The organism is Bryocella elongata (assembly GCF_900108185.1).
Taxonomy (GTDB): domain Bacteria; phylum Acidobacteriota; class Terriglobia; order Terriglobales; family Acidobacteriaceae; genus Granulicella; species Granulicella elongata.
In genome coordinates this window covers 192,225-214,750 of sequence record NZ_FNVA01000004.1, presented here as the reverse complement: position 1 = coordinate 214,750, position 22,526 = coordinate 192,225, and the positions used below count along the sequence as shown (strand labels likewise).

Here is a 22,526-nt window from a genome sequence, read left to right as displayed (position 1 = left end):
GCCTCGACGAGATCAGACCCCTTGACACCCCAGATACAATTAAGGTGAGAGCAGAAACGAAGAAGCGCGGCGAAAGCCGCGCTTTTTCTTGCTCTGGGAGGACCAGCTAACTCACGACCCATGAAGATTTTACAAATATCGCCCATGCTTCCAGGAATATAGCCGTATCCTGCAACCTAACCCCAATCCCCTGAAGACCTTACCGGCACCCGGGGGGATGGGGGCCACCCTACGTGTTGTGCGGGTCCACACTCTTGAAGCCATAGGTCTCGTACCGCGTCGTCAGCTTGCCCCCACGGATCGACACCACCGTGTAGCCCTCCGGCGTTCCCAGGTGAGTGCCCTTCCACCAGTTTCCGCTCACCGCGCCGGAGGTCATGTAGGGCACGCCCTGCCACTCCACCAGCTCATTCACGTGGGTGTGCCCCTGCAGCACGCCGAGCACGTTCTTGCCATGGAACAGCGGAAAGATCTTGTTCGTGTTTGCCACGGCCAGCTGGTGCGGCCGCGGGTTCGAGGCCACTACATCATCGTTGTAGAGCTCATACGCCGTCACCAGCGGGATGTGCGACACCAAGACGATCGGCTGCGTCGCCGCCTGCGCGGCAAGGTCTGCAGCGAGCCACTTCAGCTGCGCGTCGTCGATGCGGCCCTCGTAGTGCCTGTCCGCCGTGATGAAGATCGAGTCCAGCACGATGAAGTGCACGCCCTTCGCGTCGAAGCTGTAGTACGGCTTGCCGATGTGGTCGCGGAAGTACTTCTTGCCATAAAGCGGGTCGGTGGGCTTCATCCCGCTCTCGGTGTAGATCCCGAAGACATCATGGTTGCCGACCGTGTGATACACCTTCAGCCCCAGGTCCTGCTCGGTCTTGTCGTACATGTCAAAAAGGCTCAGCGACCGCGTTGTCGGCACACCGAGCGCGTCAAAGATGTGGTCTCCGCCCTGAATGGCGAAGGCGACATTGTCGCCCCGCATCTTCTTGAACGCCATATCGCAGCCCTTCGCCGCATCCATCTCCGGCTGCAGATGCGTGTCGGTGAAGAAGAGGAAGTCGAAGTCGTCGGCCCGCTGGGCCAGCGCTGCTGGAGCCACCGCTGCCGCGGCGACGGCGCCAAGGGTCAACGAAACAAACCGGCGGCGATCAAGATTACCCAAGGAGATTCCCATGCGCGGTAGTCTACCGCGATCCCATTCCAGCAATGCAAATCGCCCCCGACGGAAAACCTGACCAAGACAAAGAGCGCGTCCCGAAGGACGCGCTCAAGGTTGAAACCGCAATCGTGGTTAGTGCTTGCCCTGCGCGCTCGAGATCTTCTCTTCCGCCACGCGGATCACCGCGTCGGCTGAATCATACTTCTCGGCGTCATCGCCGGCCTTATCCCACATCTCCTGGCCATGCTTCAGCTCAGCCTGAGCTGCGTTGACGTCGATTTCGTTGGGGTGCAGCGCCGTCTCTGCGAGGATCGTCACGCGCTCCGGGAGCACCTCGACGAATCCCCATGCCACGAAGAAGGTCTGTTCGCCAGCCGTCCCGCCGTGCAGGCGAACCTCGCCTGCGCCGAGCTCGGCCAGCAGCGGTGCCGCACCGTACAGCGCCTCCAGATAACCCTCGCGCGCGGGCAGCTCCACCGCCGACGCCGTGGCGTCGACCAAGATGCTGTCCGGCGTTACCAGCCGTACCTGCAGGAGTTCCGAGTTGGTTGTGTCTGCCATGTTCTGTAGCTCCTAGCTACTAGCTTCTAGCTCCTAGCTGATCCGCGTGAGTCGAGGCTGGTTTCCCAATCTCAATACACGCTAGAAGCTAGGAACTAGTGGCTAGAGGCTGACTTTAGGCGCTCGCCTTCATCTTCTCGGCAGCCGCGAGGACATCCTCGATGCCGCCCTTGAGGTAGAACGCCTGCTCAGGAATCGAGTCATGCTTGCCCTCGATGATCTCCTTGAAGCTGCGCACCGTGTCCTCGACCTTGACGTAGGCACCGGGGATGCCGGTGAAGATCTCGGCCACGTGGAAGGGCTGCGACAGGAAGCGCTGTACCTTACGCGCACGGGCGACGGTGAGCTTGTCCTCTTCTGAGAGCTCGTCGATACCCAGGATCGCGATGATGTCCTGCAGGTCCTTATAACGCTGCAGAATACGCTTCACGCCCTGCGCCACGTCGTAGTGCTCCTGGCCGACGACGCGCGCCGTGAGGATACGCGAGGTCGACGTGAGAGGATCCACGGCCGGGTAGATGCCGAGCTCCGACAGAGGACGTGACAGAAGCATCGTCGCATCGAGGTGAGCGAAGGTCGTCGCCGGAGCCGGATCGGTGATGTCGTCGGCGGGCACGTACACTGCCTGCACCGAGGTTACCGAACCCTTCTTGGTCGACGTGATGCGCTCCTGCAGTTCGCCCATTTCGGACGCAAGGTTCGGCTGGTAACCTACGGCCGACGGCATACGGCCGAGCAGCGTGGAGACCTCGGAACCCGCCTGCGTGAAGCGGAAGATGTTGTCGATGAAGAGCAGCGTGTCGGCGCCTTCGTTGTCGCGGAAGTACTCAGCGACGGTGAGACCCGTGAGCGCCACGCGCAGACGTGCTCCTGGCGGCTCGGTCATCTGGCCATAGATCAGCGCGGCTTTGCTCTTGTTGAAGTCGTGGATGTCGATAACGCCCGACTCCTGGAACTCGTGCCAGAGGTCGTTGCCCTCACGGGTGCGCTCACCTACGCCGGCGAAGACCGAGAAACCACCGTGCTTGGTCGCAACGTTGTTAATCAGCTCCTGAATCACGACGGTCTTGCCGACGCCGGCGCCGCCGAACAGGCCGATCTTGCCGCCCTTCAAGAAGGGGAGGATCAGGTCGACGACCTTGATGCCGGTCTCGAACATCTCTTCCGAGGTCGACTGCTCGTCGAACGCGGGAGCGGGACGATGGATCTCCCAATGCACCTTGGCGTTCACCGGGCCAAGCTCGTCCACAGGCTGGCCGAGCACGTTGAGCACACGGCCCAGCGTCTCACGGCCCACAGGAACGCTGATGCCAGCGCCCGTGTCCTCTGCCTGCATGCCGCGCACCATGCCTTCGGTGGCCTGCATGGCGACGCAGCGTACACGGCCCTCGCCCAGGTGCTGCTGTACCTCGACGATGACATCCAGCGGCGTGGGCACGTTGAAGCCCTCGCTCGTGATGCGCAGCGCCTGGTAGATAGCGGGCATATGCCCTTCGTTGAACTGAACGTCAACGGCCGGGCCGCTGATGCTGATCACTTTTCCGATGTTCTTGGTATCTGCCATAAATGTCTCTCGAAACTTCCTGAACTCTGCTGCGCCTTACAGCGCTGCGGCGCCCGACACGATCTCGATAATCTCCTTGGTAATCGCCGCCTGACGAAGCCGATTCATCGTGAGCGAAAGCTTGTCGATCAGCTCGCCCGCGTTCTTCGTCGCCGCGTCCGTTGCCGTCATACGTGCCGCATGTTCCGCTGCGGTCGACTCCAGCACCGCGTGGAAGATCTGCGTCGCCACGTAGCGCGGCATCAGGTGACGGAACAGCTTGGACGGCGGAGCATCGAAGAGGTAATCCACTTCTGCGGTGCCAAACTTCTTGGCCTCGCGCTCTACCTCCGTCTCCTCGGGCTCATAAAGCGAGACGCCTGCGGTCTGCGCAGCCCTGGCTGCCGCTTCCCTCTGCTCTTCGCTCATCTCTTCGGACGCGGTGATCTCATGCTCGCCGAGCTTGCGGATCGGCAGCAGCTTCTCAACCACCACGCGCTGCGAGATGACGCTCTTGAACTCGTTGAACACGATGTAGACCGAGTCGATCTCCGCGCGCTCGTACCGCGCGATGATCGAGTTCGCCAGCTCGCTGATGCGCTCGAAGTCACCCTTCAGCAGGATGTCCGCGTGCTCGGCAGCAACCTCGACCGGAGCCTTGCGCTGACGAATGTCCTCGATGTGGTGTGCGAGGTCGTTATCGTAGGCCTTGTCAGTGTGCTCGTAGAAGGCTGCAGGGTACTTCTTCTTGTAGAAACCGATGGCCTTCTTGCCGATCGGCTCCATGTCAAGATTTTGCCCCTTCGCGCGACGTTCATCGATGAACTTCTGCGCTGCCTTCGAGATGTTGGAGTTGAAGCCGCCTGCAAAGCCCTTGTCGCCCGCGATGACGAGCACGAGGACGTTCTTCTCCTCGCGCTCCACCAGCAGCGGATGCAGCGTCTCACCGGATTCGTCGATCAGATCCGTGCGACGCACCAGCGACTCGAGCACGTTGGTCAGCATCAGGGCGTAGGGCCGCGCCTTCATGGCACGGTCCTGCGCGCGGCGAAGCTTCGCCGCCGAGACCATCTTCATGGCGCGCGTGATCTGCCGCGTGTTCTTCACGCTGCGGATACGCCGCCTTAGATCGAGTACGTTCGCCATCGTTCCCTTACGCCTTGGCCGTTGCCAGCTTGTTCTTGTCCTGCAGGCCCGCCAGGAAGTCGGCCTTGTAGTCCTTGATCGCGCCAGTGAGGCGGCTGCGAAGATCGTCGTCCAGTGCCTTCTTCGTGGCGATGTCCGAAAGAATCGCCGGAGCAGCCGTGTCGAGGTACGGATAGAAGCCATCCTCGAACGCGCGCAGGTCCTTGACCTCAACGTCGTCGAGCAGACCCTGCGTTCCGGCGTACAGAATCGCGACCTGCTGCGCCGCGGTGAGCGGCTTGAACTGGGGCTGCTTCAGCAGCTCGGTCAGGCGCTGGCCACGGTTCAGCTGATTCTGCGTCACCTTGTCGAGATCGGAACCGAACTGCGAGAACGCAGCCAGCTCGCGATACTGCGCGAGGTCCAGCTTCAGCGTCGAGCCGACCTGCTTGGTCGCCTTGATCGCAGCGGCGAAGCCTACACGCGATACCGAGAGACCGACGTTCACGGCCGGGCGAACGCCCGAGTTGAACAGATCGGTCTCGAAGAAGATCTGGCCGTCGGTGATCGAGATGACGTTGGTCGGAATGTACGCGGAGACGTCGCCGGCCTGGGTCTCGATGATCGGAAGAGCCGTCAGCGAACCGCCGCCGAGCTCCTTCGACATCTTCGAGCTGCGCTCGAGCAGACGCGAGTGGAGATAAAACACGTCGCCGGGGTACGCTTCGCGTCCTGGCGGACGGCGCAGCAGCAGCGAGATCTCGCGGTACGAAGCGGCGTGCTTGGAGAGATCGTCGTAGATGATCAGCGCATGCTTGCCGTTGTCACGGAAGTACTCGCCCATCGCGGTCGCCGCGAACGGAGCGAGGTACTGCATGGGAGCCGGCTCGGAAGCGGTCGCGGCCACGACGATGGTGTAGGCCATCGCGCCGAACTCTTCGAGGGTCTGCACGACCTGCGCCACGGAGGAACGCTTCTGTCCGATCGCGCAGTAGATGCAGATGAGGTCGTTCTTGGCGGAGTTGATGATCGTGTCGAGCGCGACGGCGGTCTTACCCGTCTGGCGATCGCCGATTAGCAGCTCACGCTGGCCACGGCCGATGGGAATCATCGTGTCGATGGCCTTGATGCCGGTGTACATCGGCTCGGTGACCGACTGACGCGCAATGACGCCGGGAGCGAGGCGCTCCACCGGCAGACGATGCGGCGTGTTGATCGGGCCCTTGTCGTCGATGGGCTGACCGAGCGCGTTGACGACGCGGCCGATGAGAGCTTCACCCACCGGAACGTCCATGATGCGGCCGGTGCGCTTGGCCTGGTTGCCCTCTTCGAGCAGAGCAAAGTCGCCCAGAATCACGGCGCCGACCTGGTCCTCTTCGAGGTTCATCGCGAGGCCCATCACGTCGTGCGGGAACTCGATCAGTTCGCCTGCCATGACCTTGTCGAGGCCGTGGATACGCGCAATGCCGTCGCCGAGGGTCACGATCGTGCCGACCTCATCCACCTGGATGCGCTGGTCGTAGTTCTCGATCTGCTGGCGAAGCAGCTCGGTGATCTCGTTTGCCTGAATCTTTGCCATGCTGTTCCTTTTCTCTGTACTTAGCGAGCTACGGACTCGCTTTCAATCTCTAACTTCACGCAATCTCTTCGCGCTTACGCTGCGACGGCTGCGACCAACTTTGCCTTCAACTGCTCCAGCTGTGCCTTCACCGAACCGTCATACACCGTCGAGCCCAGCTTGACCACAGCGCCGCCCAGCAGTGAGGGATCCTCACGATAGGTGGCGCGCACCGTCTCTCCGCCAGCCAGTTCGGCCACTTTGGCCTCCAGCAGCTGCTTGCTCGCCGCATCCAGCGGACGCGCGGTAACAATTTCCGCCTCGGCGATCTTCTTCTCCTCGTCGATGATCCCGGCAAAGCCTTCCAGGATGCCGCGCAGCTCGTGAAGACGCTCGTGGCCGACAACAACAGCGAGGAAGTTGCGAACCGTCTTGTTCAGGCCCAGCTTCGCGGAAAGTCCATCGAGAACGCCAACCTTCTGCGACTCGGGAATCGACGGGTCGGAGAGCACCTCGCGGAGCTCGAAGCTCTCGTCCAGGAGGTCGGCGAAATCAGCCACCTGCTGCTGAACAGCAGCGGTATCGAGCTTCTGCTCTTCCACGACCTGGGCGAGAGCGCGTGCGTAGCGTAGATCCACTGCCGCCATTAGTTCTGCCCTCCCTTACCGCCGAGCTTGCTGGCAAAGCTTTCCACCAGCAGCTTGTCGGTCGCCGCAGTCACTTCGAGCTTGCGGGCCGCCTGCGAGATCGCCAGCTCGGCTGCGTACTTCTGCAGCTCGCGGCGTGCGGCTGCCGAAGCAGCCTGGATCTCGGTCTCGGCATCGGCAACAATCTTAGCCTTCTGCGCTTCAACGCCGGCGCGCAGCTTCTCCGCTTCGCGCTCCGCATCGGCCTCGGCCTGCTGACGCATGCCGCCGATCTGCTCATCGAGCCTGGAGAGACGAGCTTCCACCGCACTCAGGCGGGCGCGAGCCTCTTCCGTCGCGGTACGGGCATCGACCAGACCCTTCTGGATCGCGGTGTTGCGATTGCGGAAGGTCTTCGGCAGCATCTTCGCGAGGCCGTACAGCACAGCGCTGGCGAGCAGCACAAAATTGATCAGGGTAAAGACCGTGGCAGCCTGATCGGGGTTCAGCCCCACCATCCTGCCGAAGGTCTGCACCGCCGGCGAATGGGTGTACTGGTAGCTGCTCTCCTGCTCCTCTTCCTTCTTCGCAGGATCCTGCGCCTCGGGCGTGGAGTGATCGCCCGCATGCGCTGCAGTCTCCTGCAGGAGTGCGTGGCTGCGCTGCGCAGGGACAAACAGCACGCCCGCAACCAGCGCCATCGCGGCCAGACGGCCAAATGAAATCCGCTTCAATCCAAACCTCACTGCTGCACCTCCGAACGAGGTGCACCGGACGGCATCACGGCGCGCAGGATCTGTTCGCTCAGCATGGCTGTTGCGTCCTCAATCTGCTGACGCGCTGAAGCCGTCGAATCTTCGATCTCCTTGCGAGCCACATCCACCTTCAGGCGGGCAGCATCACGCGCCACGCCCAGGGCATGTTCCCGGTCGGAGTTCCACTCAGCCACGCGCTTCTCGCGCTCGGTCTGCAGTTCCATGCGCACGGTGCGCAGCTTTTCTTCGTAAAGTGCCGTCTTCTGTTCAGCCGCGGCGATCGCCTCGCGGGCCTGCTCTACCGCACCACCCGTTCTGGCATTGCGCTCCGCCAGCGTCTTCGCCAGCGGTTTACGAACCAGAACGTTGTAGGCCACGATAAGCAGTACGAAGAGCACGATCGTCGGCACAGAGCCGAGCACAAGACCGCCAAGTTGCGTCAGGATGTCCATTGATATTTGCTTGATCGTTCAGGGAGGGCGCTGGAGCCGGTTTCACAGGCTCCGTACAGACGCACAAATCCTTGTACGCGATTCCTTTCCGTTGTAACAAAGAAGGCTCTGGACGGTCAAAGGCTGGGGCGCTAACCGTTGATGAAATTCGGTAATCGACGCGTTCCATCCTGCAAAAGTCACGTGACCGTCATACTTTTTTCTGCTCCGCTTCCAACCACGAAGCGTACACTAGGTTCACCACCCGAGACCCGGTTCCGGGTCATGTAGGCCGCGTGACTGGGGAATTACCTCCGCTCCCCCTCAGGCGGCCTACTTTAATGCCTCAAATCTCCCCTGCTGAACCGTCGCTCTCCGTCGCATGGGCGGATTCCGCGCCCTTCCACTGGTAGCGGCGATAGCGCTCCAGGAGCGATGTCGGCCCGACGGCCTTCAGGTACACCAGGTTCCCTTCATAGCGCTGCTGCAGCATCGTCGCTCCCCGCTCCAGCGACGCGATCACCCGTCCCTCGCTCTGGGGAATACGGAATTCGGCCTCCATGAGCGGATCCCGCGTCAGTGCCGCGTCGATCGCCTTGAGCAGCGCGTCCAGCCCCTGCCCTGTCATGCCGGAGACCGGGATGGCATCGGGAGGGAAGATCTCGTCCGGGGGCAGCAGGTCGATCTTGTTGAGGACCTGGAGCACAGGCTTTCTGCTGACGCCCAGCTCCTCGAGGACCGCCTCCACCTGCACCCGTTGCTCCTCCAGCGTCGGGCTCGCGGCATCTCGCACATGCAGAAGGAGTTCCGCACGTTCCACCTCTTCCAGTGTGGCCCGGAAGCTGGTGACCAGCCCATGCGGAAGATTGCGAATGAAGCCCACCGTGTCGCTGACCAGAATCCGGCGGCGGGACGGCAAAGTGAGTTGCCGCAGCTTGGGGTCGAGCGTCGCAAACATCCGCTCCGAAGCGAGCACCTCAGCCCCTGTCAGCGAGTTGAACAGCGTCGACTTGCCGGCGTTCGTATAGCCCACCAGCGCAACCGTAGGCACCGGCACTGCCTCGCGGCGTCCGCGCTGCTGGCGGCGAATCCGGCGCACGGCCTCCAGCTGCTGCTTGATGCGGTCGATCCGCACGTTGATCTTTCGCTTGTCGACCTCGAGCTGCGTCTCGCCCGGACCTCGCGTGCCGATGCCGCCTCCGGTCTGCGACATCGTCTTGCCCTTGCCTCCCAGCCTTGGAAGCGAGTAGTCGAGCTGCGCCAGCTCCACCTGCAGCATGCCCTCCCGGGTACGCGCGTGGCGGGCAAAGATGTCCAGAATGAGCTGCGTGCGATCGATGACCGTGACCGGCAGGCGAGCTTCCACGTTACGGGCCTGGGAAGGCGTCAGGTCATGATCGAAGAGCACCAGGGACGCGCCTGTGGAGGCTACCGTCGCTACAATCTCGTCGAGCTTGCCGCCGCCGACGAGCGTCGCGGCATCGGGCTTGGCGCGACGCTGAACGAGGACCGCTGCGATCTGCGCGCCGGCCGACCGGGCCAGCTCCTGAAACTCCGCCAGCGAAGCCTCGAAGTCCATGTCCGAGACGAGCGGCGAGGCCGCGCTAGCCGCAGTCTGTGCGACATCGCCGGCGGACGGTGTCCAGTCCTCATCTTCTTCGGACGCATGCGCACGCGCACGCTCGTCCATCGCAGCAACCGAGCGGGCCTGTCGCGCAATGGGCGACAGCTTGTAGCGCGCGCTGGTGAATTCCACGACGACGAGCACGGCCTTTTCGCCGGAGGCACGTTGGCGAGCTTCCAGCAGTCGCTGTTCGCGTTGGCGATCTCTTGGGTTCAGTTGTTGCAACCTGGGTGCTGGTGCGGCTACCGAGTGATCGGGCCGCTTCCTTCCGCGGAAGCCGGAGCCGCCGCGCGATCCATCGGCCCGCCCGAACGCTCACCGTGGCTCGGTGCGCGGCCGCTTACGACGGTCGAAATCGCGTGCTTGAAGATCAGCTGCTCCTGCGCATTGTTCTCCAGCAAAACGGAGTACTTGTCGAAGGAACGGATCTTGCCCGTCAGCTTGACGCCACTCACCAGGTAGATAGTGATGGGCGACTTGTCCTTGCGGACAGTGTTGAGAAACGTGTCCTGGATGTTCTGCGCCGGCTTTGATTCCATATGGGCCGATCTCCCCGTAACTTGTGTCTTGCCATGGCTGCCTGCCCGATGCTGCCAGCAAGCCAGGTACTGCAGGTGCTCGCTGTATCAGATGAAGAACAAGCGCATCGGTGCAGTGACAACCCTACAGAGTTCCGGCACGAAGGGCAAGCGCACCCGGCACTTTCGATAACCGCTGGTTTCCAGCCACTGAAGCGCTGTCGGTGCGCGTCAGCACCAACTCTCCAGCTCGCGCCAATTTACGATAGAAGCGATGTCGCCCGAAGCCCCCGAGACCCGCAGCTCCGCCGTCCTGACCAGCCCTTCCACGCGGGAGCTCGCTCCGGTTCCCCTCCTCGACCTCGGCCGCGAGTTCTCCGCGATCCACGTTGAGGTGATGGAGGCCATCGAGGCCGTCCTCTCCACGCAGAAGTACATTCTTGGCCCTGCGGTGGACGCGTTTGAGCGGGAGGCCGAAGCCGCGCTTGGAGTGAAGCACGCTCTGGGATGTGCCAGCGGCACGGACGCACTGTGGCTGGCACTGGCAGCGCTCGAGATCGGCCCGGGACACGCTGTAGTCTCAACTCCGTTTAGCTTTTTCGCGACGGTCAGTTCGGTGCTGCGCGCGGGAGCGCAGCCGTTGCTGGCGGACATCGATCCGCTGACCTACAACCTCTGCCCCGAAGCCACGCGCGAAGCCATCGCCGCGCATGCGGCCTCCGGCGCAGCCACGAAGGTCAAGGGAATACAGCCTGTCCACCTCTACGGACAGTGCGCCGACATGGACGGCTTCCAGGCCCTTGCCGATGAGTTTGGCGTCAAGCTGGTCGAGGACGCGGCGCAGGCCTGGGGCGCCTCCTGGACCTACGCGAACGGCACGACAAAGCTTGCCGGCGGACTCGGCGACGCCGCAGCCTTCAGCTTTTATCCCACGAAAAACCTGAGCGCTATGGGCGACGCCGGCATGGCAACCACCAACGACGACGTGACCGCCGAGCGGCTGCATATGCTCCGCGCCCACGGCATGCGCAAGCGCTACTACCACGATGAGGTGGGCTGGAACTGCCGCCTGGACTCCGTGCAGGCGGCAGTGCTGTCGATCAAGCTGCGCCGCGTGGAGGCTGGCAACGAGCGTCGCCGCGAAATTGCGGCCCTCTATGGCCGCCTGTTCCGCGAAGCGGGCCTCGCCGCGCCCGCGGGGTCGTGGGACATCGCCGACGGAATCGTCCTGCCGCACACAGATCCGCGCGCCAGGCACGTCTTCCACCAGTATGTGGTTCGGGTGAGTGACCGCGAGCAGCTGCGCGAGCACCTCAGCCAACTGAAGATCGGCAGCGAGATCTTCTACCCGCTGCCGCTGCACCTGCAGTCGAGCCTCGCCCACCTGGGCTATCGCGAGGGCCAGTTCCCTGTCGCGGAACAGGCTGCCAAGGAAGTGCTCGCGCTACCAATCTATCCGGAGCTGCGCGACGCCGAGGCGGCCACGGTGGTCGAGGCGATTCGAAGGTTCTATCGCTGAGACAAGCGGGAACTACTTGGGTTCTCCGTTGTCCGTTCCCAGTGTGAGCGCCAGCGATCCGGATCTCAGGCTTTTACGGACAACGGACGACTGGACAACGGAGAACGTCGCACCTACCGCTTCCTCTTCTTCGCGTCCTTCTTGTCCTTCTTCACCTCGGCCACGGGATGCGCCACATCCTGCGGAGGGACGTTGGGAGCGATGACGCGCCTGCAGATATTGCCCTCGAGCCGGTAGGTCTTCGTGATCAGCCGTCCCGGCTTCATCACGCCGTCTTCACAACGCACGGGAGCAGGAGAGTCCGCTGCCAGCACCTTGTAGGTGAACGACGGCAATGACACCGCCCCGATCGCGTCCTTCAGATACGGGTTCTTGCGCTGGTCGATGATCACCGGAAGGTAACCCTCGACGTTCTTCTCGCGGAATGCCGTCTCGTAGCGATGCTTCTTCAGGTTCCAGGTGAAGACGCGAATCTGGTCGAAGTCGTAGGGAAGGCCCGCCTTATAGGGCCCCAGCACCGTCACATACTCCGGAATCTGCGTCACCGGCTGCCCATTGTCGATCATGCCGGAGTCGGGATCGTCGACCTTCGTCAGGAGGTAGGCTCCGACGATCCGCTGGCCTTCGGCATAGCGGGAGACCGTGTCGGGCGCGCTCACATCGATCAGGCGCGAGTAGATCCAGCCGGTGTTCCCTTTGGTGTCGCGCACCAGCCACCAGTCCTCCATCGGAGGCCCAGCGGGGGCGGCGGCGGGATCTGCACCAGCCGCAGGGGCAGCAGCGGCCGCAACCGGAGTTCCCGGAGGTTGCGGCTTCTCCACCGAGGCCCGTTCCAGCAGGCTCATCGAGTCGCCTTCGCTCAGGCGATAGAAATGGTCCGTCTTGCGGCCCGGAGAGTCGTGCAGGTAGACGTCATTCAGCGCCGTCGCGGTCGCCACCACGGGATCCTTGGCGTGGTCCTTCTTCAGCTGATCGAACTTGTCAGCGGTCTCCTGATCGGCGACATCCATCTCCTTGATCCAGCCGATCACCCCTTGCGCCGTCTTGACCTTCAGCGCATGGCGTCCGCGCTCCACGACCGTCAGCTTGTCTCCGTTCGCCACCGTACCGACGTGGTTCGACACCGCCGCAAAGCGATCGCTCAGCGTCGCCTCCTTGGAGGTCACGTAGACGTACTTTTCTTCCTGCTGTTTGCGGAACTGCGCACAGCCGGAGAGGAACAGCAGCGCAAATCCCGCTGCGGCCCACCGGGCTGCCCTGATGCTTCCCTGCCTGCGGGTCTTCGCCGCGATCGTGCCTGCCATCGTCCCGTGCGCCTTCACCGTGAGCGCTCCGGCCCCGGCGTGAAACCCGTTGTCCATTCTTCCATACCCTTGAGAGGATGCTTCCGCGAACAGAACAGGTTGGTCGCACGTTTCACATTCGGTGCAGCGACATGGTTCCAACTTCGAGCCAGGCTCCCGCCCCGACTAATGCGAGACCGCCATCACGACCGGAATCGTGGTGGTGGTCCCGGTAGCTTCGCTGGCGACGGCCGTCGAGAGCCCCGTCGTTGAGATCGGGAACATCTCCAGGCCGGTCGACGCGTTGTAGCCTGCCGCCAGCAGGTAGGTCCCGCTGCGGTCCGCAGCCAGCGCGGAGACGTAGGTCGGTGCAGTGATCGGTGAGCCTGTAAGCTGCGACAACGCTCCGCTGCTCAAGCTGAAGGCAGAGATCTCGCTTGCGCCCTCATCCGCTGTATACAGGTATCCGTAGGCGGTGGACAGCGTGACGGAGCGCGGCACCATGCCAGAGGAGAAGGTAATGCTGGTCCCCGCCGTGGGCGTCGTAGCCGCCAGGGAGGTATACGGCGTCAGCTCGATCGTGCGGGCGATGTACATGTACCCACTGGCATCGAACGCGGCCGAGTAGTCGCCCGAGGCGGTCGACGGAGACGCAATGTAGCCCGTGTAGTTGGCCGTAATGCCTGCGCTCGATGTGTACGGGAAGATCACCGTGCCGTTCGTCCCGAGCGACACCGCGACATAGTTCTCGGACGGAGAGGTGGCCACGGCGCAGGTTGCGCTGGACGGTGTCGCCGAGCTTACGGGACAGCCCACACCCGAAGGTCCGCCGGGAGTCGTGAAGGTCGCGACCGCGGTCACAGCGCCGGTGCTCGTATTCAGTGTGTACTGCGTCAGGATGGTGCCGGTCGAGGAGTCCAGCGTGAACAGAAAGTTCCCGTCCGCCGAAATGGCCATGGCCGAGAAATTGCCCGATTCCAGCTCCGACCCCGTCGAAATGGCCCCGGTTGAGGTCGTAATCGGGTAGCGGTACAGCCCCGAATAGGTGCTGCCCGCCGCGGCAACCACGTAAAGCGAAGCGTCGTTCGGAGAGACCGCCATCGCAACCGGAACATAGCTGAGGTTGTAGGGCGAGCCCGAAATCGCCGTCAACGTCCCCGTGCCGATCTCGTAGGCGCTGACATAGGTGCTTCCGCTGGAACTGTTGGAAACGTAGACGTAGTCTCCGGTTCCCGTGGTCGTCGACGAGGACGTGCAGCTGCTCTTCTGGCAGACAAAGAAGTTGCTGCACCCGGTCAGCGTTGCTGTTCCCAGGCTCACGCAGACACCCACCGCCGCCAGCGCCAACGCCCGAAACACGCCCCTCTTCTGCATCCTCACCATCATTCCCTCGTACATCCTTCAAATCCAGCTGAGCTGTGGTCCTGAAGTCCTAGACGTGCAGAAGGCCCATCCGTTTCAGAGATCCACTCGTACTCTGTGCATGAGATGCCGCCTCGCGGATCGTTTCGCGCTTTCTTTGCAGGAACGGTCTGTGACGTCGATCTCCAACTTCCTGCTGCTCCTCAAGTATCATCATTTCCAGTATGCCCAGCTTCGCCGACGACATTGTTCTGGCAATCCTCGCGCTTCTCCTCTTCGGGCCGAAAAAGCTGCCCGTCCTGGCGCGTGAGCTGGGCAAGTGGGTCGCCGAGTTCCGCCGCGCCTCCAACGAGTTCAAGTACCAGATGGAAGAAGAGCTGCGGCAGTCCGAACAGGCCGACCGCCAGAAGCAGATCGCTGCCATGGAAGCCGCCGCTCCGGTTGCTCCTGCCCTGGCCAGTGAATCTTCCGCCACGGAGTCCGAAACGCCTCTCGTTCCGTCCGTCCGCGACGCGGCCCGGAATAATGAGGCGGAGTCAGGCGGCGAGATTCCCGAGCACTCGATCCGAAACGTCGAGGCGGAAGCGTCTTCTTCCCCACTGCCCATCGCGACCGCCGGTTCGCTGAACATGATGCCCCCGGACACCGGCCTGCCGGTCAGCCGCGGAGGCTCGAGCGCCCTGGGCCCGGTCATCGAATCGATCCCTGAGTCGACTCCGGACACCAGAAAAGAGGCCGCGCATGCCGACTGATCTGATCGACCGCGCGCGATCCGCCGCCCACGACCGCGTCGAGCTCCCCGGCATGAGCCTGATGGAGCACCTCGACGAGCTCCGCAAGCGCATCCTCTGGGCTGTCATCTATCTGCTGCTGGGCTGCGCGGTTGCGTGGTTCTTCCACTCCGGGCTGGCCAACATCATCCAGAAGCCGCTGCTCTCCATCGGCCTGAAGATGACGATGACCCACCCGATCGACGCGATGAACTACTACATCAAGACGTCTCTCGTCTTCGGTGCCATCTTCTCGTCGCCCCTGATCCTGTACCAGATCTGGCTCTTCATCTCGCCAGGAATGTACTCCAACGAGAAGCGCTACGTGGTCCCCTTCATGGGCGTCACCGTGCTGCTCTTCCTGGCCGGAGCGTGGTTCGGCTATCGGTATGTGCTGCCGGGCGCGATGCACTTCCTCGTCGAAGACATCGGTAAGAACTTCACCCACATGATCACCATCGAGGACTACACCGACTTCTTCATGTCGGTGATCCTTGGCCTCGGCTTTACCTTCGAGATGCCTGTGGTGATCTTCTTCCTTGCGCTCTTCGGCATCGTGGACGCGAAGTTCCTGCTGCGCCACTTTCGCTACGCTGTGCTGGCGATCTTCCTGCTCGCCGCCATCCTCTGCCCCGACCCCAGCCCCATCGGGATGACCGTCTTCGCGCTGCCCATGCTGTTTCTGTACTTCGTCGGCGTACTGGTCGCGTACCTAGTGCACCCGGACCACCGCAACAAGAAGAAGGCAGCAGGAGTCTAAGCCAAGAAACGAGGCGCACGAATCGTGCGCTTTCCGTTCGTCATTCTGAGCGAAGCGAAGAACCCCCGTATTTCGCGATGCTCGCCCCAGCAAGGACTTCGATGAAACATACCGCGCTCTGCATCGCCGCCACCCTCGCCCTCAGTCTTACGTCCGGCGTGAACGCGCAGAAGCCCGTCACCGGTGCCCACGTGATGGAGCTGACGAAGGAGTATCTCGCCGTTGCGCCGAAGCGCTACATCGGTTCGCCCGGACACCTCGCGGCCGAGCACTTCATCCACGACCACTTCAAGCCCGAAGCCGCGAAGGGCAACTACATCGATGACACCTTCACCGCGCGCACGCCGCAGGGCTTCATGACCATGCACAACCTGCTGGTGAAGTTCCCTTCGACCAATCCAGCGAAGCGCGACAACGTCATCGTGCTGGCAAGCCACTACGAGACGAACTACTGGCTGAAAGACATCAACTTCGTGGGTGCAAACGATGGCGCCTGCACCTCAGCGCTGCTCATCGCGCTGGGCGAGTACTTCCGCGATCACCCTCCGACGGGCGACTCCGTCTGGCTGCTCTTCACCGACGGCGAAGAATCCATCACCTCACAGTGGAGCGACTCCGACTCGCTCTACGGCACGCGCCACATCGCGGCCAAGTGGTCCGGCGACGGTACCCTGCCGCACATCAAGGCCTTCGTCCTCGCCGACATGATCGGCTGGAAGGACATGAACGTCACCCGCGAGACTAACTCCACACCGTGGCTCGAAGACCTGCTTGCGAAGGCCGCGAAGGAGACGGGGCACTCCAACTACGTCTTCCGCGAGTCGATGGCGGTCGATGATGACCACATTCCGTTCAAGCAGCGCGGCGTGCCAGTGCTCGACATCATCGACTACAAGTACGGCACCAGCTCCGATCCCGAGGCCTTCCACCACACGGCCCAGGACACGATCGACAAGCTCAGCGTGCAGAGCCTGCAAGTGTCCGCCGACCTCTTCCTCGGCGTAATCAAGCTCATCAACGAGCACTAGAGACTGCGCTTCACTCCGGCAGCGGTAGCAGGTCCGGCTCGACCCAGCCCTTTCGCGCGTCGACCGAAAACAGGCGCTCCCGCGTCCAGTAGGTCAGCATCCAGTCGCTGCGTCCCAGGCGCGAACTGAGCAGCGCGTTGAGCACGTCCACCAGCGGCTCGTCCGGGTGCTCGCGCAGGAAGATCTTCGTCGCCCGCAGCGACGCCCGCGTGATCGTCTCGTGATAGCCCGAGGTGTCGATGTTCTGGCCGCCCGCGCTCTCGTTGAAGGCGCGGATCATCGCTGGCATCTGCGTGGGCAGGTCGATCTCCGGCCGCCTGACCATCAGCCACATTGCCGTGGCGAAGTGTGCCGCATGCGTGAACTCCTTGCCCGGCAGCATGCGCGCGACAAATCCCCACGCGATCCGCTCCATCTGCTCTTCGCTTGTAAATTCCATCGGTACATTCATTTCATCATCTGGCTGTTGCCTCAGCAGCTTCGCCCGCGACGAAATTCAGCCTCTGCACCGAATCTGCGACAGCAGCACCGACCTGCTCGGCTACCATCGGCGCTATGCTTACGCGCCGCCGACTGCTCGCCTCCACCGCTCTCGCCACCTGCTCCGCCGCGTTGCCCTCACGAATCTTCGCCGCCGTGGACTTTGAGAGCGAGATGAAGACCCTGGAGGGCGCCAGCGGCGGACGCCTCGGCGTCGCCATGTACCAGCCCAGCACCGGCGCTCGCCACGGTTACCGCGCCGCCGAGCGCTTCCCCATGTGCAGCACCTCGAAGCTGCTGGCCGTGGCCGCGATGCTTCACGTCATCGACCGTGAGCAGGACCACCTCGACCGCCCCATCATCTTCAGCAAGCGCGACATTGCCGGCTACTCTCCCGCCACAAGCTCGAAGCTTGGGCCGCCGGGCATGACGCTCCGCGAGCTTTGCGAAGCGGCCATCACCCTGAGCGACAACACCGCAATGAACCTCCTGCTGGAGGAACTCGGCGGCCCTAACGCCTGGACGGCCTACGCGCGCACCCTCGGCGACACAGTCTCGCGCCTCGATCGAAACGAGCCCACGCTGAACGAGTGCCGGCCCGGCGATCCGCGCGACACCACCACGCCCGAGGCCATGCTTGCGGACACGCAGAAGCTCATCCTCGGCGGCGCACTCTCCGCCCATTCGCGCGATCTGCTCACCGGATGGATGATCGACTGCAAGACCGGCGACCAGAAGATCCGCGCCGGAATACCGGCTGCCTGGCGCGTCGGCGACAAGACCGGCAACAGCGGCCAGGGTACCTCCAACGACATCGCCATCATCTGGCCAACGGGCCAGCAGCCGTGGCTACTCACCGTCTACCTGAACGATGCCAAGGTCAGCGATGCACAGCAGTCGGCGGTGTCGGCGAACGTCGCCCGCGTATGCGTGGCGCTGCTCTAGGCCACCACCTCTCCGCTACACAATCCGTTACCCTTGAACCTGTGATCACGCACAACCACTGGATCTGGTTCCACGTCGCCATTGTTGTCCTGATGGCCGCCGAGTACCTGGTTCACATGGTGCTGCCGGAGCCGCGGCGTAAAGCAGCCATCGCACTGGGCATGTGGATCGTGGCGACACTGGCCCTCGCCGCCTACTTCGCGCACACGTGGTCGGCGGAGGCCTCCACCCAGTTCCTCGCGGGCTATGCCATCGAGCAGGCGCTCTCGGTCGACAATCTGCTGGTCTTCCTGCTGCTGTTCCAGGTCTTCGGCATTCCTGCCAATCGCCAGCCGCGCGTGCTCTTCTGGGGCATACTCGGAGCGATCGTTCTGCGCGGCCTCTTCATCGCCGCGGGCGTTGGCCTGCTGGAGCACTTCCACTTCGTCAGTTATCTCTTTGCGGCATTCCTGTTGTATGCGTCGATCAAGATGCTGCGGCCCAGTGAGAACGACGGCAGCCCTCGTCAGAAGCCGGGCTGGATCCAATGGCTCGAGCGCATACGGCCCATCAGCAACAACACGGACTACTTCGCAAAGCACGAAGCCGTTACGCCCGGCGGCCCGCCGCGCTGGATGCCAACCATGCTGCTGCTGGCACTGCTCGCCGTCGAACTCACCGACGTCGTCTTCGCACTGGATTCCATTCCAGCCGTGCTTTCGATCACGCGCGAGCCCTTCCTCGCCTACACCTCGAACATCCTCGCGGTGATGAGCCTGCGTTCGGTGTACGTGCTGCTCGCAGCGATGCTCTCCAAACTGCGCTACCTGCACTTCGGGCTGGCCATCCTGCTCGCCTTTGCCGCGATCAAGATGCTCATCGCCGACTGGGTAAACATCGGCCCTGTGCTGTCGCTGGCGATCATCGGTGGCGTGCTGGTCGTCACGATCGTGGCTTCCCTGCTGGCGAAGCCGAAGGCATCTGCCTGATGGGCTCCTTGCCCCACTTGTTGTCATTCCCGCAGGGAATCTGCTTCTTCCATACCCCGTCGCCGCAACATTGCTATCCTTAACCGAGTGAGCACGATCAGCATTCCCGTCCGCACGCCTGCCCTTACCTACAACGTGGAGATTGGCTCCGGCCTGTTACCCTTCGTCGGCGGGCGCGTCGATGCGCTGCTCGACGGTGCACTCTCCGCGGGCAAGGCTAAAGTCTTCGTTGTGACCTCGCCTGAGATCGCACGACTGTGGGCGGCGGCGCTGCTTGCAGGCTTCCCCACACCTCCGACGGTGCTGAGCATCCCTGCGGGCGAACAATACAAGCGCTTCGCCACGCTGGAGACGCTGCTCGAGCAGCTCGCCGAAGGCGGAGCCGACCGCGACACGGTACTCATCGCGCTGGGCGGCGGCGTTATCGGCGACATGACCGGCTTCCTCGCTGCCATCTACATGCGCGGCATCCGCTACATCGGTGTGCCCACGACGCTGCTAGCCCAGGTGGACAGCTCGCTCGGCGGCAAGACCGGGGCGAACCTCGCTGCAGGCAAGAACCTCGTCGGCGCGTTTCATCATCCGCTCGCGGTCTACTCCGACATCGATGTGCTGGCAACGCTTCCCGCAGCGGAGCTTCGCGCCGGGTTGCAGGAGTCGGTGAAGGCTGGCATCATTCGCGACCGTGCACTCTTCGAGTACCTCGACACCCACAGCGACAAGGTGCTCGCCAGCGATCCCGCGGCGCTGACGCATGTCGTCGCCGCCAGCGTGCAGGTAAAGGCCGACGTCGTCGCCGCCGATGAGAAAGAGAGCGGCCTACGCATGCTGCTGAACCTCGGCCACACGCTGGGTCATGCCATCGAAGCGGCCACGCACTACAAGCAGCTGCTGCACGGCGAGGCCGTCGCCTGGGGCATGCTCGCGGCCATCGCCATTGCCAAGCGCCGCAACCTGATCACTGTGGACGAACATGATCGTATGGAGCGCGTCATCGTCGCCTACGGCCCCCTGAAGCGCTTCGAGGCAGACCCGGCTCACCTGGTCGCCCTCACCGCGAAGGACAAGAAGAACCGTGGAGGCAATCGCAGCTTCGTTCTACCCACCAGCATCGGTACCTCCGCCGTCTTCAAGGATGTGACGCTCGACGAGCTGACGTACACGGCTGAGCGCATGATGGCGATGGTCGCCAGGGACGGCGTGGCCTGAGCATGTCTTCACCAACGATCAATCCTGGAGCCCGCCCCACCAACGAAGCCAGCGAAGCTGCCGCGGCGGCCAACGTTCAGTCGCTCTTCAACTCCATTGCTCCTACGTACGACCGGCTCAATCACCTGTTGAGCCTCGGGCTTGATCGTCGCTGGTGGGGCCGAACTGCAAGCGTCTTCCGCGACGTCCTTACACGCCCCGAGGCTCAGGTGCTCGACCTCTGCTGCGGCACCGGCGACATGACCCACGCTCTGTTGGCTCTTCGCCCCGCGAACGGAGAGCCGCTGACCGGGCTCGACTTCTCCTCCCAGATGCTCGCCCGGGCCCACGCCAAGTATCCCGCGGCCAACATCCGTTGGGTCGAAGGCGATGCCATGCATCTGCCCTATCCCGACGCGAGCTTCGATCTCATCACGGCAGCCTTCGGCTTCCGCAATCTCACCAACTACGCAGAAGGACTGCGCGAGCTGCATCGTGTGCTCAAGCCCGGCGGGCAGCTCGGCATTCTCGAGTGCAACCAGCCCTCCGGACTGCGTGGGCTGGGTTACAACTTCTACCTGCACCACATGCTGCCGCTCGTCGGCGGCATCGTGTCCGGACAGCGTGAGGCCTACCGCTATCTTCCTGCTTCCATCGCCCGCTTCCCGCGCTCGCCGCAGATGCTTGCGATGCTGCGCGAGAACGGATATACGGACGCCTCGTGGACGGGCTACTTCCTTCACGCCGCCGGGCTTTATCGTGCGGTGAAGGCGTAGGCCCTATGGAGCTGCACCCTCCTGTATCCTTGCGCTGATGCCCGGCAGCTTCAGCACGACAGACATAGCCCAGCGCAGCGCCGCCAAGCGCTCGGCAGCGCTCTCGTCCGCGCTGGCCGCACTGGGCATTACGCTGCTCAAGCTGCTCACCGGCCTGCTAACCGGATCGCTTGGCATGCTCAGCGAAGCGGCCCACTCCAGCATTGATCTCATCGCCTCCACCGTAACGCTCTTCGCCGTCCGTGCAGCCGATCGCCCTGCCGATGAAGAGCACAACTACGGCCACGGCAAGCTGGAGAATCTCTCCGCCGGCTTCGAGATCGTGCTGATGCTCGGCTCCTGCGTCTGGATCGCCGCCGAGGCCCTGGGGCGCATCCTGCACCACACGCACCTCAGCCTGCGCTATTCGCCGTGGCCTTTCATCGTGCTTCTGCTCTCGATCGCAGTCGATTACTCCCGCTCGCGAGCCCTGCATCGTGTAGCCACGCAACACCATTCCGATGCCCTGGAAGCCGACGCCGTGCACTTCGGCATGGACATCTGGTCCGCCTCCGCGGTGCTGCTCGGTCTTGGCGCTTCCATGCTGGGCGAGCGGCTTCATCTTCCCGCGCTGGAGTATGCGGACCCTATCGCCGCGCTCCTCGTCGCAGGAGTCATCCTCCGCGTGACCGTGCAGCTCTCCAGCAAGACGCTCGACTCGCTGCTCGATGCCACGCCTCCGGAAGTCCGCGTGCAGATGCGGCGCGAGCTCGTGGGAGCTCTCAAGGCTGTCCCCGATATCGTCTCTGTCGAGCGCCTGCGCATGCGCCGGTCCGGCTCGAACTACTTCGTCGACCTCACGCTGGGACTTCCGCGCAATCTCACCTTCCAGCGCGCCGAGCAGGTCACCTTCGCCGCGACAGAAGCCGTAAAGGAACGTCTCCCCGGCGCGGACGTCGTCATCTCCACCGTCCCCACCGCCACACTTGGAGAAAGCGTCTTCGACCGCGTTCGAGCCGTCGCCGCACGCTCCGGCCTGGCAGTGCACGACGTCTCCATCCACCAGATCGACGGCCAGCTCCACGTCGAGCAGCACCTCGAGGTGCCCGAGACCACCAGCCTTCGCGATGCCCACAACATCGCCACGCAGCTCGAAGACGAGATGCGCAGCGAGGTACCGGCCCTCGCCAGCGTGCTCACCCACATCGAAAGCGAGCCTGCGACCATCTCCCACTCCGCGCAGATCGAAGCCAGCCGCAACCTCGATCGCCAGCTCCGCGAGATCGCGCTCGAGTTCCCCGAGATCCTCGACATCCACGAGATCACCATGACCCGGGGCCATGGCGGAACGGCGAACAGCGTCCAGCTCAATCTTCACTGCACCCTCGCGGACGACCTCCCCATGGGTCGCGTGCATGAGGTGATTACAGCCTTTGAAGGCGAGGTCCGGCTGCGGCATCCACAGGTCGCCCGCGTCTTCATCCACCCCGAACCAGCCACCGACAACCGGCGCTAGTCCCCGCGAATGTGGGAAAATCGCTCGTGGGGCCTTATTCAGGCCCGGAGATCAAGAC

At 63.2% G+C, this 22,526-nt stretch carries 22 protein-coding genes; 9 read left to right on the top strand and 13 right to left on the bottom strand.

What is annotated here, in order from left to right:
• Positions 1 to 229 precede the first annotated feature (229 nt).
• From C4S68_RS12850 to hfq, 10 genes are all read right to left on the bottom strand, one after another.
• Entirely contained in the window at positions 230 to 1,156 is a 927-nt protein-coding gene (locus C4S68_RS12850; RefSeq protein ID WP_235011569.1) for a metallophosphoesterase family protein, read from the bottom strand.
• Positions 1,157 to 1,285: 129 nt separating this feature from the next.
• Positions 1,286 to 1,714 carry an ATP synthase F1 subunit epsilon gene (atpC, locus tag C4S68_RS12845; RefSeq protein ID WP_103933485.1) on the bottom strand — a complete coding sequence of 143 codons (429 nt, stop codon included), beginning with the start codon at positions 1,712 to 1,714 and terminating at the stop codon, positions 1,286 to 1,288.
• A 115-nt stretch (positions 1,715 to 1,829) separates the two neighbouring features.
• A complete protein-coding gene (gene atpD, locus C4S68_RS12840) occupies positions 1,830 to 3,278 on the bottom strand; it encodes a F0F1 ATP synthase subunit beta (RefSeq protein WP_103933484.1) in 1,449 nt (482 codons plus the stop codon).
• A gap of 36 nt (positions 3,279 to 3,314) precedes the next feature.
• Entirely contained in the window at positions 3,315 to 4,403 is a 1,089-nt protein-coding gene (locus C4S68_RS12835; protein ID WP_103933483.1) for a F0F1 ATP synthase subunit gamma, read from the bottom strand.
• Positions 4,404 to 4,410: 7 nt separating this feature from the next.
• Positions 4,411 to 5,961, bottom strand: coding sequence for a F0F1 ATP synthase subunit alpha (atpA, locus tag C4S68_RS12830; RefSeq protein WP_103933482.1), 1,551 nt, complete (start codon positions 5,959 to 5,961; stop codon positions 4,411 to 4,413).
• A gap of 74 nt (positions 5,962 to 6,035) precedes the next feature.
• The gene (gene atpH, locus C4S68_RS12825) at positions 6,036 to 6,587 is read right to left on the bottom strand and encodes an ATP synthase F1 subunit delta (protein WP_103933481.1); all 552 of its coding nucleotides are present in this window, start codon (positions 6,585 to 6,587) and stop codon (positions 6,036 to 6,038) included.
• Positions 6,587 to 7,300: a F0F1 ATP synthase subunit B family protein gene (locus tag C4S68_RS12820; RefSeq protein WP_235011568.1), complete on the bottom strand. Its 714-nt coding sequence runs from the start codon at positions 7,298 to 7,300 to the stop codon at positions 6,587 to 6,589. Before C4S68_RS12820 ends, atpH begins: the two co-directional genes overlap by 1 nt.
• 8 nt (positions 7,301 to 7,308) lie before the next feature.
• Entirely contained in the window at positions 7,309 to 7,773 is a 465-nt protein-coding gene (locus tag C4S68_RS12815) for a F0F1 ATP synthase subunit B family protein (RefSeq protein WP_103933479.1), read from the bottom strand.
• Between the two features lie 325 nt (positions 7,774 to 8,098).
• Positions 8,099 to 9,442 carry a GTPase HflX gene (gene hflX / locus C4S68_RS12810; RefSeq protein ID WP_103933723.1) on the bottom strand — a complete coding sequence of 448 codons (1,344 nt, stop codon included), beginning with the start codon at positions 9,440 to 9,442 and terminating at the stop codon, positions 8,099 to 8,101.
• A 176-nt stretch (positions 9,443 to 9,618) separates the two neighbouring features.
• Positions 9,619 to 9,915: an RNA chaperone Hfq gene (gene hfq, locus C4S68_RS12805; RefSeq protein ID WP_103933478.1), complete on the bottom strand. Its 297-nt coding sequence runs from the start codon at positions 9,913 to 9,915 to the stop codon at positions 9,619 to 9,621.
• A 253-nt stretch (positions 9,916 to 10,168) separates the two neighbouring features.
• Here hfq and C4S68_RS12800 point away from each other — a divergent pair, with 253 nt between their 5' ends.
• Entirely contained in the window at positions 10,169 to 11,413 is a 1,245-nt protein-coding gene (locus C4S68_RS12800; protein WP_103933477.1) for a DegT/DnrJ/EryC1/StrS family aminotransferase, read from the top strand.
• 113 nt (positions 11,414 to 11,526) lie between these two features.
• Here C4S68_RS12800 and C4S68_RS12795 read toward each other — a convergent pair whose 3' ends face one another.
• Together C4S68_RS12795 and C4S68_RS12790 are read right to left on the bottom strand one after the other, a co-directional pair.
• Complete coding sequence (locus C4S68_RS12795; protein WP_235011566.1) at positions 11,527 to 12,774, bottom strand: SH3 domain-containing protein; 1,248 nt, start codon at positions 12,772 to 12,774, stop codon at positions 11,527 to 11,529.
• Between the two features lie 108 nt (positions 12,775 to 12,882).
• Positions 12,883 to 14,070, bottom strand: a complete 1,188-nt coding sequence (locus tag C4S68_RS12790) for a lactonase family protein (RefSeq protein ID WP_146072137.1) — start codon at positions 14,068 to 14,070, stop codon at positions 12,883 to 12,885.
• A 212-nt stretch (positions 14,071 to 14,282) separates the two neighbouring features.
• Between C4S68_RS12790 and C4S68_RS12785 the strand changes: the two genes are divergently transcribed.
• The 3 genes from C4S68_RS12785 to C4S68_RS12775 all read left to right on the top strand — a co-directional run bounded on the left by C4S68_RS12785 (position 14,283) and on the right by C4S68_RS12775 (position 16,616).
• Positions 14,283 to 14,810: a Sec-independent protein translocase subunit TatA/TatB gene (locus C4S68_RS12785; protein ID WP_103933475.1), complete on the top strand. Its 528-nt coding sequence runs from the start codon at positions 14,283 to 14,285 to the stop codon at positions 14,808 to 14,810.
• Entirely contained in the window at positions 14,800 to 15,588 is a 789-nt protein-coding gene (gene tatC, locus C4S68_RS12780; RefSeq protein ID WP_103933474.1) for a twin-arginine translocase subunit TatC, read from the top strand. The genes C4S68_RS12785 and tatC overlap by 11 nt, the downstream gene beginning before the upstream one ends.
• 101 nt (positions 15,589 to 15,689) lie before the next feature.
• The gene (locus C4S68_RS12775; RefSeq protein ID WP_103933473.1) at positions 15,690 to 16,616 is read left to right on the top strand and encodes a M28 family peptidase; all 927 of its coding nucleotides are present in this window, start codon (positions 15,690 to 15,692) and stop codon (positions 16,614 to 16,616) included.
• Between the two features lie 10 nt (positions 16,617 to 16,626).
• Here the strand turns inward: C4S68_RS12775 and C4S68_RS12770 are convergent, their stop codons facing one another.
• Entirely contained in the window at positions 16,627 to 17,055 is a 429-nt protein-coding gene (locus C4S68_RS12770; protein WP_103933472.1) for a hypothetical protein, read from the bottom strand.
• A 116-nt stretch (positions 17,056 to 17,171) separates the two neighbouring features.
• Between C4S68_RS12770 and bla the strand changes: the two genes are divergently transcribed.
• The 5 genes from bla (at position 17,172) to C4S68_RS12745 (ending at position 22,468) form a co-directional block, all read left to right on the top strand.
• Positions 17,172 to 18,041: a class A beta-lactamase gene (gene bla, locus C4S68_RS12765; RefSeq protein WP_103933471.1), complete on the top strand. Its 870-nt coding sequence runs from the start codon at positions 17,172 to 17,174 to the stop codon at positions 18,039 to 18,041.
• 41 nt (positions 18,042 to 18,082) lie between these two features.
• On the top strand, positions 18,083 to 19,009 hold the full coding sequence (locus C4S68_RS12760; RefSeq protein ID WP_103933470.1) for a TerC/Alx family metal homeostasis membrane protein: 927 nt from the start codon (positions 18,083 to 18,085) through the stop codon (positions 19,007 to 19,009).
• A gap of 87 nt (positions 19,010 to 19,096) precedes the next feature.
• Positions 19,097 to 20,218, top strand: a complete 1,122-nt coding sequence (gene aroB, locus C4S68_RS12755; protein ID WP_103933469.1) for a 3-dehydroquinate synthase — start codon at positions 19,097 to 19,099, stop codon at positions 20,216 to 20,218.
• Between the two features lie 2 nt (positions 20,219 to 20,220).
• The gene (ubiE, locus tag C4S68_RS12750; protein ID WP_103933468.1) at positions 20,221 to 20,973 is read left to right on the top strand and encodes a bifunctional demethylmenaquinone methyltransferase/2-methoxy-6-polyprenyl-1,4-benzoquinol methylase UbiE; all 753 of its coding nucleotides are present in this window, start codon (positions 20,221 to 20,223) and stop codon (positions 20,971 to 20,973) included.
• A gap of 37 nt (positions 20,974 to 21,010) precedes the next feature.
• Positions 21,011 to 22,468: a cation diffusion facilitator family transporter gene (locus C4S68_RS12745; protein WP_103933467.1), complete on the top strand. Its 1,458-nt coding sequence runs from the start codon at positions 21,011 to 21,013 to the stop codon at positions 22,466 to 22,468.
• Positions 22,469 to 22,526 lie beyond the last annotated feature (58 nt).

What these genes read in the sequence shown, in the direction of transcription:
- atpC (WP_103933485.1), bottom strand. Translation starts at nt 1,714, where the DNA reads ATGGCAGACACAACCAACTCGGAACTCCTGCAGGTACGGCTGGTAACG.
- atpD (WP_103933484.1), bottom strand. Translation starts at nt 3,278, where the DNA reads ATGGCAGATACCAAGAACATCGGAAAAGTGATCAGCATCAGCGGCCCG.
- C4S68_RS12835 (WP_103933483.1), bottom strand. Translation starts at nt 4,403, where the DNA reads ATGGCGAACGTACTCGATCTAAGGCGGCGTATCCGCAGCGTGAAGAAC.
- atpA (WP_103933482.1), bottom strand. Translation starts at nt 5,961, where the DNA reads ATGGCAAAGATTCAGGCAAACGAGATCACCGAGCTGCTTCGCCAGCAG.
- atpH (WP_103933481.1), bottom strand. Translation starts at nt 6,587, where the DNA reads ATGGCGGCAGTGGATCTACGCTACGCACGCGCTCTCGCCCAGGTCGTG.
- C4S68_RS12815 (WP_103933479.1), bottom strand. Translation starts at nt 7,773, where the DNA reads ATGGACATCCTGACGCAACTTGGCGGTCTTGTGCTCGGCTCTGTGCCG.
- hflX (WP_103933723.1), bottom strand. Translation starts at nt 9,442, where the DNA reads ATGGACGAGCGTGCGCGTGCGCATGCGTCCGAAGAAGATGAGGACTGG.
- hfq (WP_103933478.1), bottom strand. Translation starts at nt 9,915, where the DNA reads ATGGAATCAAAGCCGGCGCAGAACATCCAGGACACGTTTCTCAACACT.
- C4S68_RS12800 (WP_103933477.1), top strand. Translation starts at nt 10,169, where the DNA reads ATGTCGCCCGAAGCCCCCGAGACCCGCAGCTCCGCCGTCCTGACCAGC.
- C4S68_RS12795 (WP_235011566.1), bottom strand. Translation starts at nt 12,774, where the DNA reads ATGGACAACGGGTTTCACGCCGGGGCCGGAGCGCTCACGGTGAAGGCG.
- C4S68_RS12790 (WP_146072137.1), bottom strand. Translation starts at nt 14,070, where the DNA reads ATGCAGAAGAGGGGCGTGTTTCGGGCGTTGGCGCTGGCGGCGGTGGGT.
- C4S68_RS12785 (WP_103933475.1), top strand. Translation starts at nt 14,283, where the DNA reads ATGCCCAGCTTCGCCGACGACATTGTTCTGGCAATCCTCGCGCTTCTC.
- tatC (WP_103933474.1), top strand. Translation starts at nt 14,800, where the DNA reads ATGCCGACTGATCTGATCGACCGCGCGCGATCCGCCGCCCACGACCGC.
- C4S68_RS12775 (WP_103933473.1), top strand. Translation starts at nt 15,690, where the DNA reads ATGAAACATACCGCGCTCTGCATCGCCGCCACCCTCGCCCTCAGTCTT.
- C4S68_RS12770 (WP_103933472.1), bottom strand. Translation starts at nt 17,055, where the DNA reads ATGGAATTTACAAGCGAAGAGCAGATGGAGCGGATCGCGTGGGGATTT.
- bla (WP_103933471.1), top strand. Translation starts at nt 17,172, where the DNA reads ATGCTTACGCGCCGCCGACTGCTCGCCTCCACCGCTCTCGCCACCTGC.
- ubiE (WP_103933468.1), top strand. Translation starts at nt 20,221, where the DNA reads ATGTCTTCACCAACGATCAATCCTGGAGCCCGCCCCACCAACGAAGCC.
- C4S68_RS12745 (WP_103933467.1), top strand. Translation starts at nt 21,011, where the DNA reads ATGCCCGGCAGCTTCAGCACGACAGACATAGCCCAGCGCAGCGCCGCC.